This window comes from Pseudomonas sp. 43mfcvi1.1, assembly GCF_900115935.1.
In the GTDB taxonomy this organism is placed as follows: Bacteria; Pseudomonadota; Gammaproteobacteria; order Pseudomonadales; family Pseudomonadaceae; genus Aquipseudomonas; species Aquipseudomonas bijieensis.
This window is the reverse complement of record NZ_UETT01000012.1, coordinates 103533-120395: the sequence shown is the minus strand read 5'-3', so window position 1 is coordinate 120395 and position 16863 is coordinate 103533. Positions and strand designations below refer to the sequence as shown.

The 16863-nt window shown below is 59.7% G+C and carries 16 protein-coding genes and 1 pseudogene; 6 read left to right on the top strand and 11 right to left on the bottom strand.

Annotation, left to right across the window (positions count from 1 at the left end; translation table 11 throughout):
• The first annotated feature begins 8 nt into the window (after positions 1-8).
• Entirely contained in the window at positions 9-1427 is a 1419-nt protein-coding gene (locus DTP52_RS22035; protein WP_109755228.1) for an aldehyde dehydrogenase family protein, read from the top strand.
• A gap of 459 nt (positions 1428-1886) precedes the next feature.
• On the opposite strand, the gene DTP52_RS22025 is transcribed toward DTP52_RS22035, so the two are convergent.
• A complete protein-coding gene (locus DTP52_RS22025) occupies positions 1887-2159 on the bottom strand; it encodes a hypothetical protein (RefSeq protein WP_025569626.1) in 273 nt (90 codons plus the stop codon).
• A 594-nt stretch (positions 2160-2753) separates the two neighbouring features.
• Between DTP52_RS22025 and DTP52_RS22020 the strand changes: the two genes are divergently transcribed.
• The 3 genes and pseudogenes from DTP52_RS22020 to DTP52_RS22010 all read left to right on the top strand — a co-directional run.
• Complete coding sequence (locus DTP52_RS22020) at positions 2754-3707, top strand: hypothetical protein (RefSeq protein ID WP_109755303.1); 954 nt, start codon at positions 2754-2756, stop codon at positions 3705-3707.
• A 34-nt stretch (positions 3708-3741) separates the two neighbouring features.
• Entirely contained in the window at positions 3742-4374 is a 633-nt protein-coding gene (locus DTP52_RS22015) for a pyridoxamine 5'-phosphate oxidase family protein (RefSeq protein ID WP_025569623.1), read from the top strand.
• Positions 4375-4386: 12 nt separating this feature from the next.
• A pseudogene (locus DTP52_RS22010) lies at positions 4387-4521 on the top strand (LysR family transcriptional regulator); the annotation flags it as partial.
• Between the two features lie 299 nt (positions 4522-4820).
• Here the strand turns inward: DTP52_RS22010 and DTP52_RS22005 are convergent.
• Positions 4821-5687, bottom strand: coding sequence for a LysR family transcriptional regulator (locus tag DTP52_RS22005; RefSeq protein ID WP_109755226.1), 867 nt, complete (start codon positions 5685-5687; stop codon positions 4821-4823).
• Between the two features lie 110 nt (positions 5688-5797).
• Between DTP52_RS22005 and DTP52_RS22000 the strand changes: the two genes are divergently transcribed.
• Positions 5798-6715: a DMT family transporter gene (locus tag DTP52_RS22000; RefSeq protein WP_109755225.1), complete on the top strand. Its 918-nt coding sequence runs from the start codon at positions 5798-5800 to the stop codon at positions 6713-6715.
• Between the two features lie 289 nt (positions 6716-7004).
• Here the strand turns inward: DTP52_RS22000 and DTP52_RS21995 are convergent, their stop codons facing one another.
• The 5 genes from DTP52_RS21995 to DTP52_RS21975 form a co-directional block, all read right to left on the bottom strand.
• A complete protein-coding gene (locus DTP52_RS21995) occupies positions 7005-7547 on the bottom strand; it encodes a hypothetical protein (protein WP_109755224.1) in 543 nt (180 codons plus the stop codon).
• 76 nt (positions 7548-7623) lie between these two features.
• Complete coding sequence (locus DTP52_RS21990) at positions 7624-8262, bottom strand: response regulator transcription factor (RefSeq protein WP_109755223.1); 639 nt, start codon at positions 8260-8262, stop codon at positions 7624-7626.
• Positions 8249-9292 carry a sensor histidine kinase gene (locus tag DTP52_RS21985; protein ID WP_178082496.1) on the bottom strand — a complete coding sequence of 348 codons (1044 nt, stop codon included), beginning with the start codon at positions 9290-9292 and terminating at the stop codon, positions 8249-8251. Before DTP52_RS21985 ends, DTP52_RS21990 begins: the two co-directional genes overlap by 14 nt.
• A 77-nt stretch (positions 9293-9369) precedes the next feature.
• Positions 9370-10674 carry an AAA-associated domain-containing protein gene (locus DTP52_RS21980; protein WP_109755221.1) on the bottom strand — a complete coding sequence of 435 codons (1305 nt, stop codon included), beginning with the start codon at positions 10672-10674 and terminating at the stop codon, positions 9370-9372.
• 10 nt (positions 10675-10684) lie between these two features.
• Entirely contained in the window at positions 10685-12433 is a 1749-nt protein-coding gene (locus tag DTP52_RS21975; protein ID WP_109755220.1) for an ABC transporter permease subunit, read from the bottom strand.
• A gap of 370 nt (positions 12434-12803) precedes the next feature.
• On the opposite strand from DTP52_RS21975, the gene DTP52_RS21970 reads away from it, so the two are divergent.
• On the top strand, positions 12804-13181 hold the full coding sequence (locus tag DTP52_RS21970) for a cytochrome c (RefSeq protein WP_109755219.1): 378 nt from the start codon (positions 12804-12806) through the stop codon (positions 13179-13181).
• Between the two features lie 712 nt (positions 13182-13893).
• Here the strand turns inward: DTP52_RS21970 and DTP52_RS21965 are convergent.
• From DTP52_RS21965 to DTP52_RS21950, 4 genes are read right to left on the bottom strand one after another with little or no spacing between them, the layout of a single operon-like run.
• Positions 13894-14967, bottom strand: a complete 1074-nt coding sequence (locus DTP52_RS21965) for a chemotaxis response regulator protein-glutamate methylesterase (protein ID WP_109755218.1) — start codon at positions 14965-14967, stop codon at positions 13894-13896.
• Positions 14968-14969: 2 nt separating this feature from the next.
• Positions 14970-15467, bottom strand: coding sequence for a chemoreceptor glutamine deamidase CheD (gene cheD / locus DTP52_RS21960; RefSeq protein WP_109755217.1), 498 nt, complete (start codon positions 15465-15467; stop codon positions 14970-14972).
• Positions 15464-16300: a protein-glutamate O-methyltransferase CheR gene (locus DTP52_RS21955; RefSeq protein WP_162893817.1), complete on the bottom strand. Its 837-nt coding sequence runs from the start codon at positions 16298-16300 to the stop codon at positions 15464-15466. Before DTP52_RS21955 ends, cheD begins: the two co-directional genes overlap by 4 nt.
• Positions 16297-16833: a chemotaxis protein CheW gene (locus tag DTP52_RS21950; RefSeq protein ID WP_109755216.1), complete on the bottom strand. Its 537-nt coding sequence runs from the start codon at positions 16831-16833 to the stop codon at positions 16297-16299. The genes DTP52_RS21955 and DTP52_RS21950 overlap by 4 nt, the downstream gene beginning before the upstream one ends.
• Positions 16834-16863 lie beyond the last annotated feature (30 nt).

The following is a 16863-nucleotide window of genomic DNA, read 5'->3' as shown; positions in this document are numbered from 1 at the left end:
TCGATGGTATGTACGATTTGTTTGAGTTCTACATTGACGGCGCCTGGGTCAAACCCCACGGCGAAACCGTCGAGACCGTGGTAAACCCGTCCACCGAGCAGGGGGTTGCGCGCATCATCCTGGGCGATGCTCGCGATGTAGACCGTGCGCTCGGCGCCGCCCGGCGGGCTTTTCCGGCGTTCGCCGCGACTTCGATCGAGGCACGTATCGACTTGCTGCAGCGCATCATCGAAGCCTACAAACACCATAGCGAGGCGTTGATCGAGGCGGTTCATCTGGAGATGGGCGCGCCGCTGTCCCTGGCCCGAAGCGCTCATGTCCCGGCAGGCCTGGGCCATCTGACGCAGGCGCTGGAAGTGCTGCGCGAGTACCGCTTCGAACGGCGCCTGGGCCAGACGCTGGTACTGCGTGAGCCTATCGGCGTGTGCGCCCTGATCACCCCCTGGAACTGGCCACTCAATCAACTCACCTGCAAGCTCGCACCCGCCCTGGCGGTGGGCTGCACGGTCGTACTCAAGCCAAGTGAGTGTGCGCCGTTGTCGGCGTATATCGTCGCGCAAATCCTGCATGAGGCCGGGGTGCCGAAGGGGGTGTTCAACCTGGTCAACGGTAATGGGCCGGAGGTTGGCGCTGCGCTGGCCAGTCATGCCGAGGTGGACATGGTGTCGTTTACCGGCTCGACCCGCGCCGGCATCGCAGTGGCCAAGGCGGCGGCCGATACAGTGAAGCGTGTGTCCCAGGAACTGGGCGGCAAATCCGCGAACATCCTGCTCGACGATGCCTACCTGCCGAGCGCGGTGCGCCACGGGGTACAGGCGTGCATCCGTAACAGCGGCCAGTCGTGCAATGCGCCAACGCGCCTGCTAGTACCGCGCGCGCAACAACCGGCGGTGATTGATATCGTCCGGGAAGTGCTGGCGCAGGTGTGCTTCGACGACAGTAACCCGACCTGCGCCATCGGTCCCGTGGCGAATGCCCTGCAATTCGAACGGGTACAGGCCATGATCGCCCAAGCCATCGCCGAGGGCTCGCGATTGATCGCCGGAGGGCTGGGACGACCACAAGGGATTGAGCGCGGCTACTACGTGCAACCTACGGTATTTGCCGACGTCACCCCGGACATGCTGGTGGCGCGGGAAGAAATCTTCGGCCCGGTCCTGGCGATCATGCCGTACGACAGCGAGGCCGAGGCGATAGCCATCGCGAACGACAGCCCTTACGGCTTGTCAGGCTACGTCACCTCGACCAGCCTCGAACGCAGTCGCAGGGTTGCGCGGCAATTGCGCACCGGCATGGTCCATCTCAATGGCGCCCGGGCCGACCAGGCCGCGCCGTTTGGCGGCTATAAGCAGTCGGGTAATGGGCGCGAGTGGGGGGAGATGGGGTTTGAAGAATACCTGGAGAGCAAGTCGCTGTTTGGGTATTAATGGCTTCAGAGGTGCGCGACGGGGCGACAGATAAATCAACGGTCCCTTTGTGCGCGGGTTGGCGCTCATATGAGGTCATAATCGAGCTTTGGATAGGCTGCTTTCGGCCGATTCTGTTGAAAAAGTCGGCTTCGAATTCCACTGCAGAAAAGTACGCACCTGAGATTGAAGTCTGAGTTTTGGGCAGAAGGTTCAGGACTCGGATTTCACGTAGCAGCGTGTAAAAGAGGTGTTTTCATCCATCAAAATTCGAGCGCTTTGGGAAAACCGACTTTTTCAACAGAATCGGCCGAAAGCAGACTTTGACGAACGTCTGCACATAGCCACTCTCTGCCGGTCATAGGTGGTCAAGTCCGATACAAATGGCAGGTAAGGTCGAATTAACGCCGCAGGGGAAGTCCGTGCAGAACCTATCTGGTAGATAAGCAGAAACGGGCGCTTTATGCGCCCGAAGCGCTATCAACTTTCAACCTGCGCCTGAAGCCGCCGACCAATCACCTCCAGCAAATCACACCCATCTCGCAACGGGATCACCAAAAGCTGTGCAAAGTCCGAAAGCACCACCGTATCGCTGGTGATTTCAGAGCGAAATGCAATGTTCTCCAATACCTGAGTCACCACACGGATGCGGTAATCGGCGGTGGCGTGCAGGACGTCCAGCGGGGCTTGAGTATCAATGAGAAGGGAAGCAGGGGTGCAGTCGATGCCAGTGATAGGGACGTATCTTTCCATGTTAAAAACTCCGATCTAATGAGGTTTTAACCACTCAATCGTCGCCAAACAATTGGGTGGCAGTTGTACGCAGGTTGGCGAACCGGGATCGGAAACCGGCAGACCCGAAGGTCTCCCACGCACAACTGCCGTAACGGGCAGCCGTGCAAGTGTGCCAAAGCCTCTGCAAAAAACGCAGCACTTTCGCACTCGATCCTCAGGTCGCCAAACCTGATCGCCATTGAGCGATGGGCATCACTATAGGTTTTGTCGGATTGGGCGGGGAAGGTGATGGGTTCCTAAAGCTCCGTAGGAGCTGTGATCGTCTTTTGCCGGAGGGATCTGACAGGGTCGAATCGACTTATTCAAACCATCGACAGATCGACCGTGGTGTTGGTTTGCGGTCGGCTTCGCCGGCCAGAGGGCGGTGCGACGTTTCGCTAAATTCCTTCGCCACAGGGGAGGGTGGTGTGGCTAGCCTTCGAACTCAGCCCCACCCCCCAAGCCCTCCGACATCAGGTATTCTCCGCCCTCAAACACCATCCCGGCCTGCGGCATGCAAATCGCCTGTCTCAGCCCTCGAGCGGTCTGAAAGCGGCGCACCAGGAGGCTTGCATATTGATTGGATATCGGTTCGAGCGCACCGCGCAGGACGACTTGCACATCCACTCGCGCAACCTGGTGCAGAGCATATTCGTGCTGCTGACGGGCGCGTTGGCCTTCATCTTGCCGGTGGCGTTCGCCGTATTTGTGATGGCTGATGGTCTCTCGCCGTTGGCTGACGCGGATCCGCTGTCCTCTCTGCTGATCGTTCTCGGGCTGCTGCTGATTCCTGCCCTTGGCCTTTTACTGCTGGTTTACACCGGCATCCGCGAGACCTTGGTGTTGTCGCGAGTCGACGGTGAGGGCAAGCGCCTCACTCGAAACTTTTTTGGACGCCGCGAGCGGGTGCAGTCGGTCTTTCGGATCGATGCCGCCAAGTACCTCGAGCTACGCCGCCGTCCACAGGCTGAGCGAGCCCACACCCAGCTGTGGCTGATGCTGCGCGACGGCACTGCGCACCGCTTAACGTCCGACAACGTTCCGGTCGTGCCGGGAAGTCAACGCACCGACTTATGGTTGCGCGAGTTGGCCGACTACCTGAACGTGGCGGTGCCCGCCGAGGTCATCGAGGGGTTGGCGCCTGGTGTGAAGGCACCCTATAGGCCTGCCCCAGCGCCCACCAGCGGTAAGGCGGTGAGGGAAGCCAGGCAGCGCCGAGGAAAGGGGGCTACGCCGGCGCCTGAGCCGACCGAGAAGTTCGGCATTCCCGCGCGCGTCTTGCTCATGCTGGTGGGCACTTTCCTGGCTGTGCTGGAGCTGAGCCAGGTTATCGCATTGGTTCCGGCTCTGTTTGCCGGACGGCTGCGTGTCGGTGGCTATCGCTCGACGACCTTCTACTGGGCCGAGCAACCGTTGAGCTTTTCACTCAACCTGTTTGTGGGCATCGCCGAGGTATTGATCGTCGGCGTCGTCGCCTGGGGTTGCCTGCGCACGGCGATCCAGGGCCGGATGAAATCCAATCCCTGAATGCGGTTTTTAGACATCTACAGAGGAGATGAGCATGGAACGCGATAACGACAGCAGCGCCTACATCACGACCACACAAGCGCTGGAAAGCCTTTACGGCCCCGTCGCGGCGCCCTCGATTCTCAAGGAAGTCGACCATATTCATCCGGTTTACCAGCCCTTCATAGAGGCTGCTTCCTTTGTGATCCTCGCTTCCTCAGGCCCTGGAGGGCTGGATGCCTCACCGAGGGGCGACGCGAACGGGTTCGTTCATGTCCACGACAGCAAGACCCTGTATTTGCCCGACCGCCGTGGCAACAACCGCATCGATTCGCTGCGCAATATCGTCGAGGATCCCCGGGTTGCACTGCTCTTCCTTGTGCCTGGCGTAGGGGAAACCTTGCGCGTGAACGGCACGGCCAGGATATCGGTCGAGCCAGCGCTGTTGGCTCGGTTCGCGGTAAATGGGCAACTCCCTCGAACGGTGCTGGAGATCACCGTAGCCAGCGTTTACTTCCAGTGCAGCAGGGCTGTGATCAGGGCGGGGCTGTGGGATGTGACGCGGCAGATCGAACGCAGCGCACTGCCCACCGCAGGCGAGGTGTTCAAGCGCATCTGCCCATCGAAAGTGGATGGCGACGCGTACGACAAGGCCTTGCCAGGGCGTATCGCGAGCACGCTTTACTGACGATTTCGCCGAGCCAGGGGGCAGTTGGCTAATCCCGCGCTTTGGGTATTGCATACCTCCAGGCGCCTTGCGCCTCCAAAGTTCCGCGCATTCGTGGATTTCATATGCGCCAGATACCCCGACTTGTCTGTGGTTTTGAGTGGATAGAGCAGTCTTCAGAGGATTCAGGATCGAAGCAGGCTGCTGGATTGCGCGCTATCGGTTGGGGCGTCTTGCTGTTCGGCATCCTCGTCGTGTTTATCAAGCATTGTCATGACTCTCTCACTTAAAGAGCTAATTCCAAAATGGACTCCCTGTCATCCTGCGGTTTGGGCTTACATGCGACTAAAGCTTACATCTCGATTTAGCAGTCGATCACCTAGCAGCATCTTGGGATTGCTTCGCAATCCAGTGGGGACGGTAGGACGTTTCGCTAAATCCCCTCGCCACAGGGGAGGGTGATGCGGCTAGCCTTCGAACTCCGTTTGCAACATCGCCAAAAACGCCTCCCGGGCAGGATGCCTCCCGGCGTTTTCATGCCAGTAGAAAAGGTTATCGATCCCCGTCAACTCAGGGAATTCATACCCCGTCCAACCCGCCCCCTGGCGGTATTGTTCATAGATCCCCCGGGGCACCAGCGAGACGCCTGCGCCCGCGCTGACGCAGCCGACGATGGCGCCATAGCTGGCGATGCTGATGATCGGTTGCACTTGGTCATGACGCAGCAGCCATTGCTCCAGCGCTAACCGGTACGGACAGCCTGTGGGCCACATGAAGATTGCCTTGCCTTGCAAATCTGCGGCGCTGCGCAATGGGCCGTGAGATTCGGAGGCGATGAGCACCAGGTCTTCGCGGTACATCACGGCTCGCTTGAGCCCTGGCCGTTCTATGTCCACCGCCACGATCACTCCATCGAGCCGATGATGCTGGATATCGTCCAGCAACTGCGCCCAGGTGCCGGTGCTCAGTTCCAGCGACACTTGCGGGTACTGCGCGTGGTATTTGGCGAGCAACTGAGGCAGGCGGCCGGTGGCGCTGGACTCGATCGCGCCTATGCGCAGTGGGCCACTCGGTGCGCGGGTGGGGGCTACTGCGCGGCGGGCCTCTTCCGTCAGGCTCAGTATTTTTGTCGCGTACTCCAGAAACACTTCGCCCGCCGGGCTGACTCGCAGCCCGCGACCTTCGCGAAAAAAAAGCGGCGTGCCGAGTTCCCGTTCCAGGGACTTGAGGCGTGCAGTGATGTTGGACGGTACGCAGTGCAGCACTTCGGCGGCGCGGGCGATGCTGCCGGTGTCGCAGACCGTCTTGAGCATGCGCAGTTGAGACAGTTCCATGGCTCACCAAAAGTGAATGATGAACTGAGTTTAAGTCACTTGTGCTGAGGGGAGGTGGTTTCGATACTTCCAGGCAAATAGGCCAGGCGCTCAGTGAGCAGGAACTCTAGATGGAAACGCGTTGTGTGCCGTTTGAAGGTTTTTCCAGCAAACCTGGTGCGAAAATTATCCTGGCGACGCTGTTCGTGATTTTTTGCTGGGCCTATTCGCCGATTGGCATTCGCATCGGCTTGCAGGCTTACGAGCCCGGTCAACTGGCATTGATGCGGTTTCTCATTGCTTCGGCGTTCATGGCTCTTGTCGCGATGGTGAAGGGCATTTCCCTGCCGCGTATCAGGGATCTGCCATTGCTGGCGGTGTTGGGTTTCTTTGCCGTCAGTCTGCATCACATCGCCCTCAATTACGGCCAGCGGGGCGTCAGTGCCGGGGCGGCCAGTGTGCTGGCCCAGTCCACGCCTTTGTTCAGCACGTTACTGGCGAGTTTTGTTTTCAAGGAAAGAGTCGGCGGGTGGCAGTGGGGGTGTGTACTGTGCGGCTTGCTTGGCGCCGGCGTGGTGGTTGCGGGGGATCGTGGCTTGGGTGACATGGACGCCCATGGACTATTGATCCTGTTGGCGGCGCTGTCCTGGAGCCTGTATTTCACTTTGCAAAAGCGCCACTCCCATCGCTATGACGGATTGACCCTGGTTTGTTACACCGTCTGGTCGGGCACGATCCTGTTGTTCATTTTCGCGCCAGGAATGTCGAGCGCGGCGCGACAGGCTCCGGTTTCGGTGAATCTGGCGATGTTGGTTCTCGGTATTTTCCCCAGCGCGCTGGCGTACCTCGCTTGGGCTTACGTGCTGGCGCACAGCAACGTGAGCCGTGCCTCCATGGCGCTTTACCTGATACCGCCCACGGCGATGTTGATGGCTTCTTTGGTGCTGGCCGAGCGCCCGTCAATGATGGTTGTTGTTGGGGCGGTGATTGTGTTGATGAGCGTGCTGGCGTTGAGGCTTGAGCCGGGGAGTGGGGCAAAAGTTGGTTGATTCTGTCGTGTATATGGGCAATGACGTTGGATGTTGTCGCCACACGGAGTGCCACGAAACCCTGTCCTACGGACAGGTGATCACTTTGGGGAAAGTCGAGGAAATCTCTGACAACTTTTTAGGGTTGGCCTTCGGAAGTACCGCACTTACGATCTGGCGTTGCCTCGGTGCTCCGTGTGGTATCCGGCATGCTCAGCTTCGTTTTATATCGTGAGGACAGATCGATGCCTGAAATCCCATATGCCAAGGCCTTGGAGCACGCCGCCAATGTTTTCGGCTGCCCGGCGCACTATTTCTTGACCGGGTAATCCTGCCCCCACACCCGTACCGTGCTGACCGCTTCGTTCATGCCTTCAAAAACAAACTTCTGCCGCACGGCAGTCTTCGGCGGAATGGTGACTTCATCCGGGTTTTCCAGGCCGGTGAGGCGGTTGGAGTAACCCGCCTGGTCAATGGCCAGCAGCACGCCGGTCTGGCCGAGGTTGACCACGCGCAGTTGGGTGTCGGTGCTGTTCTTGAAACCGAGGGTAATGCTGACGTTATCGTCGCTGGGTTCGAGCTTCAACACTTCAACGGCGATGCGGTCTTTCATTTGCTCGCCGGAGGAAATGATCGCGGCGCCATCGGTGCCTTGGGCCGACTCGCGGCCATCGAGCACGCCCTCGCTGACACCGCCAAGCAGGTTTTTGCCGGCAGTAATGAACGTTGAGACGGCTGCTTTGGTCGAGTCCTTGATGAGGCTGCCGTCCGCCGGCTCGCCTTCGGCAAAGCACAGGGAACTTAGCAGGAGGCTGGAGACGAAGAGGGTGGAGCGTGACGGCAGAAGAGTCATACCTGAGTCCTTGAGGGGGGCTGCGACATCGCCCGTCAACTGGGCGAACGGCAATGATAGCCGTGATCAGGGGCCGCTAGCGATCTGCTTCCTTGAGTTTTTCCGACATCTTCACCAGCGTTGCCAACGAGTCCGCATTCATCTTGCGCATCAACGACCCGCGGCGCACTTTCACGGTCACTTCGCTCAAACCCAGTTGGCCGGCCACCTGTTTGTTCAGCAGCCCTGACACGACTAACTCCATCACCTCGCGTTCGCCGTCAGTCAGCCCGGCATGACGGCGTTTCAAGTCGTCGACCAGCGCCGAGGCCTTGCGCCGTTCCTTGTCACGGCCCAGGCCCAGGCTGATTGCATCGAGCAGGTCCTGTTCACGGAATGGCTTGGTCAAGAATTCGAGGGCCCCGGCCTTCATGGCTTTGACCGACATGGGGATGTCGCCATGGGCGGTGATGAACACAACCGGGACGCGAATATTCAATCGGGTCATTTCCTGTTGGAAATCCAGCCCGCTCAAACCCGGCATCCGCACATCGAGGATCAGGCACGCCGGGACATCCGGCAGATCGGCGTTCATGAACTCGCGGGCCGAGCCGAATGCCCGGCTCGCCAGGCCTACGGAGGCCAACAGGTCTTGCAGCGATTCGCGCACCGAGCTGTCATCGTCGACGATGTAGATCATCGATTCGGCCAGGTCGTGAACGTCAGTTTGGCTCATCGGATTCCCTTGTGACGGCTGGCAGGGTGAAGTGGAAAGTCGCGCCGGTCTGTGGGTCGCTTGAGGCCCAGAGACGACCGTCATGGGCTTCGATGATTGAACGGCTGATCGCCAACCCCATGCCCATGCCATCCCGCTTGGTGCTGTAGAAGGCCTCGAACACTCGCTCGCGATCACTTGCCGACAGACCGCTGCCCTGGTCGGAAACCGAAAACAGCAGTTGCTGGCGTGACTCCAGCACCACATCAAATTGCAGGATCCGACGCTCGAGGTCTACCTGGCGCATCGCCTCGACCGCGTTCATCGCCAGGTTGAGGATGACTTGTTGGATCTGCACCTCATCGGCGAGCATCGGCGGCAGGCCTTCCTCGACATGCACGCGCAAGGTGACGTTCTGTTCGTTCAGCTCTCCCGCCAACAACCGCAGCGCGGCGTTGAGCGTGTCAGCGACGTTCAGCCATTGCTTGGTCGGCGCTTGATGCCGAGCCATGCCGCGCAAGCGGGCAATGATGTCGCTGGCCCGATGGGTGTCGGCGATGATCCGCTCCAGCGCTTGCTGGGCTTTGATCAGGTTGGGCTGCTCGGTGGCCATCCAGCGCAGGCAGGCGCCACTGCTGGTGGCCACCGCAGCCAATGGCTGGTTGACTTCATGGGCAATCGAGGCGGCGAGTTCGCCGAGCATGTTGATGCGGGTGATGTGCGCCAGGTGGGCGCGGGTCTGATGCACCGTACGGATCGCGGCGGACAGGCGCAGCGCCAGATACGTCGTGCCGGCGATCGCCGCAAGGCTGATCAAGACATTGATCAGTCCGGCCTCGGTGTCGCCAAAACGGGTGAACCGATAACTCAGGATCGTCAAAATCATGCAGACGATCGAGACGCCGGCCACCGCCCGCGTCGGCAGGATCCGCACGGCGATCAGCACCACGGCGATCTGGAACACCCCGACCGCAATTTCCAGATCGGTGACGGTATCGATCGCGGCAATGCCCAGCGCCAAGCCCAGTAACAGCAGCAGGCGAAGCGTCATCCGGGTGCTTCTCATGGGGTGTTCATCTCGCATCGCTCCAACGCTTGGGCCTGATCCACGCAGTTTATACCGCCCACTCAGGATGGATTGTCGAGGCTGAACAGATCGGCCACTTCGTCATAGGCGAACAACTCGGCGTAGCGTCCCCATTGCGTGACGCAATCCAGGGTATGGGCGGCGTCGTGCTCGGACATGAAATCTTCCAGTTGATCGCGGAAACGCCTGGCCGGTGCCGTGCGGGTAGGGCGCTCGTCCAGCACCCTGCGGATATGACCCACCAGCGGCACGTATTTAAGCAGGTGCTGGGCAAACAGTTGCTTGCGCTCATCCACTGTTGAATCGGCGTAGCGTTGCCCGGCCGGCAGCAGCGTTATGTGGCCGTCCTGCATGTCGGCCAAACGCATGAGTTGCAGTACCTCAGCCACCGGAAACAAATCACTGGCGGTGTAGCGTAACACTCCGGCGAGCTCGCGCAGATCCGCCTGGCCGGCAAACGGCTGAGCCTGCACCGCCTCGATCAGCCCGGCCAGGGCGTTGGTGGAAATCGCCGGCAAGACCATGCCCGTGCCGGTGCCGGCAAACATGCCCTGGCGTGGTGAACCGACGTTCGTTCCCCCTGCCATTTGTACATAGATGTGTTCGACCAAGGCTTGGAAGGCCGGGTCCGTGCGATTGCGCGGCTGACGCAGGTCCACGCTGATTTCTTGCATGACCCGTCCCGGGTTGGAGGAAAAAATCAGGATCCGATCACACATCAGTACGGCTTCTTCGATGTTATGGGTGACCATCAATATCGATTTGATCGGCATCCGTCCTTCGCCCCACAAATCCAGCAGGTCAGTGCGCAGGGTTTCGGCGGTCAATACGTCGAGCGCGGAGAACGGCTCGTCCATCAACAGCACATCCGGGGCGACCACCAGGGCCCGGGCCAGGCCGACGCGTTGGCGCATACCGCCGGACAATTCTTTCGGGAAAGCGCTTTCGAAACCATCGAGACCGATCATGTCGATGGCGGCCAAGGCCCGACGCCGGCGCTCCGGGGCCGCCACGTCCAGGGCCTCGAGGCCGATCTCGACGTTCTGCAGTACGGTCAGCCAGGGGAACAGGGCGAAACTCTGGAATACCATGCGTACCGAGCTCGAAACCCCTTGAGCGTTGGCCGGAAAATCAACCATGCCGGTGGTGGGTGAAATCAGGCCCGCGATGGAGCGCAGCAGGGTCGACTTCCCAGACCCCGAACGCCCCAGCAGGCCGACGATTTCCCCGTCGTCCAGGCGCATGCAGACGTTGTCCAACACTACTCGCTCGGCACCGCCCGCCGTGCCATAGACGTGTCCCAGTTGCTGCACGTCGACGAGGCAACGCTTGTCTATCACTTCCATTGCTTGACCCTCAATCAATTCGAAGCCGACGCTCGGCAAAACCGTACAGCGGACGCCATAGCAACCGGTTGAAACCCACCACGAAAATCGACATGACCGAAACCCCCAGCGCCACCCGTTGCAGATCCCCCGCCGCGGTGGCCTGGGCGATATAGGACCCCAGCCCGGAGGCGTAGAGATGCTCGTTGCCCCAGGAAACCGCCTCGGCGACGATGCTGGCGTTCCACGAGCCGCCCGCTGCGGTGAGGGCGCCGGTGATGTAGTAGGGGAAAATGCCGGGCAGGGCGAATTGGCGCCACCACTGCCAGCCGCGCACGTGGAAGCTGCGCGCCGCCTCGCGCAAATCGGTGGGCAACGCGCTGGCTCCGGCGATCACGTTGAACAGGATGTACCACTGGGTGCCCAACACCATCAGCGGCGACAGCCAGATATCCGGGTTGAGCTTCAGGGCGACGATGGCGATCACCGCAAACGGAAACAGGACGTTGGCCGGGAACGCCGCCAGCAGCTGTGCGACGGGCTGCAAGCGCTCGGCCCAGCGCGGGTTCAAGCCGATCCAGACACCGATGGGCACCCAAAGCACGCTGGCCAGGACGATCAGCACGGCGACTCGCAGCAGGGTGGCCAGGCCCAGGCCAAAGGTGCTGATCACGTCCTCCAAACCCAGGGTGCTGCCAATGAAGCGCGATAGTTGCAGGATGCCAGCCATACAGGCCGCGATGACCAGGGCGATCCAGATCAAGTCAGATGCACGGTTGAAGCGGGCACTGCTCTTGAACCCGATCCGAGGCATCCGGGGAAGTTTGTCCAGGAATAACGAAGTCTTGATGCCGGCCAGTGCTTGCAGCACCCAGGGCACAAGACGCGTCGAACGCAGCAGGTCGTAGACCCTGGACCGTGGGCGCTTCTGGGAGGCGGTCTGTTCGAAGCGAAACCTGTCCGCCCAGGCGACGATCGGCCGGAAAAACAGCAGGTCATACGCAATGATCACCCCGACCATGGTCAGCACTGCCCAGGCAATCGCGGCGATATTTTGCTGCTCGATTGCCAGTGCCAGCCATGAGCCGATACCTGGCAGGCTGACGGTGGTATCGCCGACGGTGATGGCCTCGGAAGCGACCACGAAAAACCAGCCGCCCGACATCGACATCATCATGTTCCACACCAGGCCCGGCGTGGCGAAGGGCAGCTCCAGCCTGATGAAGCGTTGCCATGGGGAAAACGAGAACTGTCGGCTGACGTCGTAAAGATCGTTGGGCACAGTTCTCAACGATTGATAGAAACTGAAGGTCATGTTCCAGACCTGGCTGGTGAAGATGGCGAAGATGGCCGCGCATTCCACGCCCGTTTCCTTGCCGGGGAAGAGCCCCATGAAGAACACGACGGTAAACGTGAGGAACCCAAGTACTGGCACCGATTGGAGAATATCCAACGCGGGCAGGATAACGATTGCCGCCTTGCGGCTTTTTGCGGCCAGCGTGGCGACGACCAAGGAAAAAACAAACGAAGCGAACAAGGCAATGAACATGCGCAGAGTGGTGCGCAAGGTGTATTCCGGCAGGTGGACCAGATCCAGGGACAACGGCGAGGAATCAAGGGCGCCGAGGGGCTGGCTCATTTGATCGAGGCCATACACTATAAACGCCGCCAAGAGCAGCAGAATGCTGAATAGCGCAATATCCGCCCACCAGGAAGTGGTTGCGGCTTGCTCCCTGTTTCTCAGGGAAGTAAGTGCCGGCGCAGGGAACGAAGGGCGCATTGAACACCTCTGTTTACACGATTAAAAGCCAGGGCTGCGACCTCGCCAGCAGTCATTGGAAGTCATGAAATTAAAGTGTGCTCGACCTGGCGCGTTAAATGTCCGGCTAGATTAAGGGGCGTCTTCGAAGATCGCCAGAATGCCTTGGGGCATGGAAATATACTTTGGTATATCGGAGGGTAAGTTCCCTTGGTTTAAGGTTCCTTGGTTCTAGCCGAAATTGTTCATTGGCCTCTCTGGACGATCCTTGCAAGTAAGGGCCTCCCGAAGAGAGAATGCCGACTTCTAACCACGGTCGCAGGCTTTGCTCAAGCGTCTGCTGCCCCTGATTCAGATCTGATTTTTACACCAAGGCCACATGAAAACGAAAATGAAAAAATTATTCATCGTTTCGCTAGGAATGTTATCGCTCATTCAAACATCGTTATCCCTCGCCGATAATGCCAATGGGAAAAAACTCTATTTGCAAAGATGTGCCATGTGCCATGGAGCGGATCTCAAGGGAACAGGGCCGTTGGCTAATAAAAGCAATCCTCCCACGCCTGATCTTACAACGTCCGTTTTCAAGAAGCGGCTGAATGATTATCCGGGTGTAATCGTGTCCTCGATAATACTTCGTCCAAATGGAGACTTGATTCCAAGAACTTTGCGAGAGAATGGTATAAAACTACCGCCGCACGCCTGGGGGGTTGAGAGCTTGCGCGATTTAAATCAGTACATGAGTGGTGTGATTGCAAAAAGTCGATGATTTTGAGATGAGGCAACTTCTTTTTCCTATGAGTACCCGCGACGTGGTGATTCAGCGTCGATGAAAAACCATGTAGAAAACCGGAGTCGCGCAGGCCAGATTGGCTCACAAAAAGCTGCGCGGCGAGGGCTAGGTTTTTCGTCTGATCTGTATTTTGCTGTTACAGCTGCCTCTGTAATGAACCCAATCCCCAGCCCAGAATAACCGCGCGGTTTGCCTATCAGACCGCCCGTGTACTGCAATTTTTTGCTTCAGGAGTGCTCATGGCGAAGATGGCGATTTTTCTAGGTGGGTTTTTGGCCCTGACTCTTTTGATCGGCGTGCTGGCGACGATTTCGCCGGTGTAGCCACCGGCCCACAGACAAGGCAACCCAATACTGAAGCGAACCCTGTGGCGAGGGGATTTATCCCCGTTGGCAGCGAAGCAGCCCTAAAGCTCATCCCCCGATCCACCGGTCGATCAGCTGCAAGCCTCTTGGGCTGCTTCGCAGCCAGCGGGGATAAATCCCCTCGCCACAGGTGATTGGTGTGTGGGGCGAATGGATGTGAACTCAACTGTTTTTGTGGCAAGGGGATTTATTTGTGGGAGCAAAGCTTGCTCGCGATAGCGGTGGGTCAGCTTGCATTCATGTTGAATGTGCCAATGCCATCGCGGGCAAGTCTTGCTCCCACAATGAGTTCTGTGTGGATCGGGGGAACAGTCCTCAGCTCCTTACTTATGCAAAATCACCTGCGCAATCTCCTGCAACCCCATCACCCGCTGTGCGGCGTTGAGTTTGATCGCTTCCTTGGGCATGCCGAAGACCACGCAGCTGGCTTCGTCCTGGGCCACGGTGCTGCTGCCGGCGTCGAGCATTTCCTTCAGTCCACGGGCACCGTCGTCGCCCATGCCGGTCATGATGATGCCGGTGGCGTTGCGGCCGGCGAATTTGGCCACGGAGCGGAACAGCACATCCACTGAAGGACGGTGGCGGTTGACCAGTGGGCCGTCCACCACCTGCACGTGGTAGAACGCCCCGCTGCGGGTCACCATCATGTGTTTGCCACCGGGGGCGATGAGCGCCAGGCCGGGGTGGATGCGGTCGTTGTTGCGGGCTTCGCGCACTTCGATCTGGCACAGGCTGTTAAGCCTGGCGGCGAACGAGGCGGTGAATTTTTCCGGCATGTGCTGGACGATGACGATGCCCGGGCACACCCGTGGCAGGGCGGTGAGCACCGCTTCCAGGGCCTGGGTGCCGCCAGTGGAAGTGCCCAGGGCGACGATTCGTTCGGTGGTCTGCGCCATGGCGTGGCCGTTGGCGGCGGGCAGCATGGCGTCGGCGGTGAGTTTGGTGGCCGGCGTCAGTGCGGTCGGGGCAGGGCGCTTGCCCAGGTTGCGCACATTGACCTGGGCGGCGGCGCGGATCGCCGCCACCAGTTCCGGCGCCGATTCCAATAGAAAGTTCTTCAGGCCGGTGGTGGGCTTGGTGATGATTTCCACCGCGCCGGCGGCCATCGCCTGCAAGGTGGTTTCCGCGCCCCGGGGCGTCAGGGACGAGCAGATCACCACTGGTGTCGGGCGCTCGCTCATGATTTTCTTCAGGAAGGTGATGCCGTCCATGCGCGGCATTTCCACGTCCAGCACGATGACGTCGGGCCATTCCTTGGCCAATTTGTCCATGGCGAAAATCGGGTCGGACGCCGCGCCCATGACGTGGATGTCCGGCGTGTCGCTGAGGATTGCCAGCAACACCTGGCGAACCACGGCGGAGTCATCCACCAGCAGTACATTGATCTTTTTTGACATGGTTAATGCCGGGTCCTTATCGGTTGGTGCCTGACCCACACATCGCCGCTGCAAAGGTCGAAGATGATGCTGCGGTGGCCGGTGCTGCCCATGTCCTGGGCGATCAGGTCCAGGCGATAGAGGGCGGCGATTTCCAGCGCGGCATTGACGTTCATCCGCGCCACATCGCCGTAGGGCACGTGGCGTTGCAGTTCAGGGAACATTTCGCCGCCGCCGAACAGCTTGAGCTGATAGTCCTCGGGTTCAGTGTGATGGGCCTTTGCCTGGCGCAGGAACAGTTCGATGGCTTCGTCGGCGTACATGCCATTGAGCGCCTTGGAGCAGCGCATCCGACTGGGCAACATGAAGTGGCACATGCCGCCGATCCTGCGTTCGGGATGCCACAGCGTGATCGCCACGCAAGAACCGAGGATGGTACGCAGCCGGGTCGGGCAGGTGGCGAAGCGAAACTCCCCCGGCGCCAGGTACATCTCGGCCACTTCCCTCATCGCGACGCTCATGGTTTGCGATAAATCGAAGGCGATACGAGTTTCAACGCATCGGACACGCCGTTGAGGCTCTCCGAATGGCTCACAATAAAATAGCCGCCGGGCTTGAGCCGGGGGATCAAGCGGGCGACCACTCGGCTTTTGGTGGGTTGGTCGAAATAGATCATGACATTACGCAGGAAAATCACGTCGAACTCCCCCAGCTCCGGCAAGGTGTCGTTGAGGTTGACCTGGATAAAGTGGACCCGGTTACGCAACGCCCGGTCGATGAGGAACGTGCCTTGCTGGCTGCCAGTGCCCTTGAGACAGTACTTCACCAGCAGCGGATGGGGCAGGTTGCTGGCGCGTTCCATTGGGTAGTGCCCTGAGCGTGCCTTGGCCAGTACCTGGCTGCTGATGTCTGAACCGATGACCTCCCAAGGCGTGGTGCCCAATCCTTCGGCCAAGGTCATGGCCAGGCTGTAGGGCTCTTCGCCCGATGAGCTGGCCGCGCTCCACAAGCGAAAGGTCTTGCCCGGTGTCGCGTGGGGCAGCACGTGTTGGCGCAGGAAATCGAAATGCTTGGGTTCGCGGAAAAAATAGGTCTCATTGGTGGTGAGCAGGTCCAGCGCCACCTGCAATTCATCGGTGCGCTGGCCGTTCATGATCAGCTTGAAATACTCGCCGTAGCTGTCCAGCCCATAGTGCTTGAGGCGCTTGAACAAACGCCCGGCCACCAGGGCTTTCTTGGCTTCGGACAGGCTGATGCCGGCAGCCTGGTACAGCCAGGACTGGAACTGACCGAACTCGCGGTCACTGAGCGCCAGTGAATTCACCGTGCGTTCCTTGCAGGTATCGGCGTTCACTGGGCATCCACTTCCAGCGCGTTCGGGCTGGTTTCTGCGAGTTGGGACATTTCGTCGATGGACAGTACGCGGTCCACCTCCAGCACGATGACGAACTTGCCATCGACCTTGGCCATGCCACTGATGAAATCGGCGCGGATCTTCGCCCCGAAGCTCGGTGGCGGCTCGATCTGCGAGGCCGGGATTTCCAGGACCGCCGAGACCGTGTCCACCAGCAAGCCAATGTCCTGGGCCTGGCCGTCCGCACTGGCCGCCTCGATGATCACCACGCAACTGCGCCGACTGATCGCCGAGTTCGGTCGGCCGAAACGGGCCGACAGGTCCACAACCGGCACCACTGCGCCCCGCAGGTTGATCACCCCGCGCACGAAGGCCGGCATCATCGGCACCACGGTGAGGTTGCCGTATTCGATGATTTCCTTGATGCACAGGATGCCGATGGCAAACATCTCCGTGCCGAGCATAAACGTCAGGTACTGCGCTTCTTCCTCGACCGCGATGGCGGTTTGACGTGTGGTCGCGATGGCGCCCATGCCTTTATCTCCTTTAAGCGAGCCTGTGGG

Coding starts and splice junctions, on each gene's coding strand:
- DTP52_RS22035 (WP_109755228.1), top strand. CDS start 9: ATGTACGATTTGTTTGAGTTCTACATTGACGGCGCCTGGGTCAAACCC.
- DTP52_RS22005 (WP_109755226.1), bottom strand. CDS start 5,687: ATGGAACTGTCTCAACTGCGCATGCTCAAGACGGTCTGCGACACCGGC.
- DTP52_RS22025 (WP_025569626.1), bottom strand. CDS start 2,159: ATGGAAAGATACGTCCCTATCACTGGCATCGACTGCACCCCTGCTTCC.
- DTP52_RS21965 (WP_109755218.1), bottom strand. CDS start 14,967: ATGTCAAAAAAGATCAATGTACTGCTGGTGGATGACTCCGCCGTGGTT.
- DTP52_RS21995 (WP_109755224.1), bottom strand. CDS start 7,547: ATGACTCTTCTGCCGTCACGCTCCACCCTCTTCGTCTCCAGCCTCCTG.
- DTP52_RS21970 (WP_109755219.1), top strand. CDS start 12,804: ATGAAAAAATTATTCATCGTTTCGCTAGGAATGTTATCGCTCATTCAA.
- DTP52_RS21980 (WP_109755221.1), bottom strand. CDS start 10,674: ATGGAAGTGATAGACAAGCGTTGCCTCGTCGACGTGCAGCAACTGGGA.
- DTP52_RS21990 (WP_109755223.1), bottom strand. CDS start 8,262: ATGAGCCAAACTGACGTTCACGACCTGGCCGAATCGATGATCTACATC.
- cheD (WP_109755217.1), bottom strand. CDS start 15,467: ATGAGCGTCGCGATGAGGGAAGTGGCCGAGATGTACCTGGCGCCGGGG.
- DTP52_RS21975 (WP_109755220.1), bottom strand. CDS start 12,433: ATGCGCCCTTCGTTCCCTGCGCCGGCACTTACTTCCCTGAGAAACAGG.
- DTP52_RS21985 (WP_178082496.1), bottom strand. CDS start 9,292: ATGACGCTTCGCCTGCTGCTGTTACTGGGCTTGGCGCTGGGCATTGCC.
- DTP52_RS22000 (WP_109755225.1), top strand. CDS start 5,798: ATGGAAACGCGTTGTGTGCCGTTTGAAGGTTTTTCCAGCAAACCTGGT.
- DTP52_RS22015 (WP_025569623.1), top strand. CDS start 3,742: ATGGAACGCGATAACGACAGCAGCGCCTACATCACGACCACACAAGCG.
- DTP52_RS21950 (WP_109755216.1), bottom strand. CDS start 16,833: ATGGGCGCCATCGCGACCACACGTCAAACCGCCATCGCGGTCGAGGAA.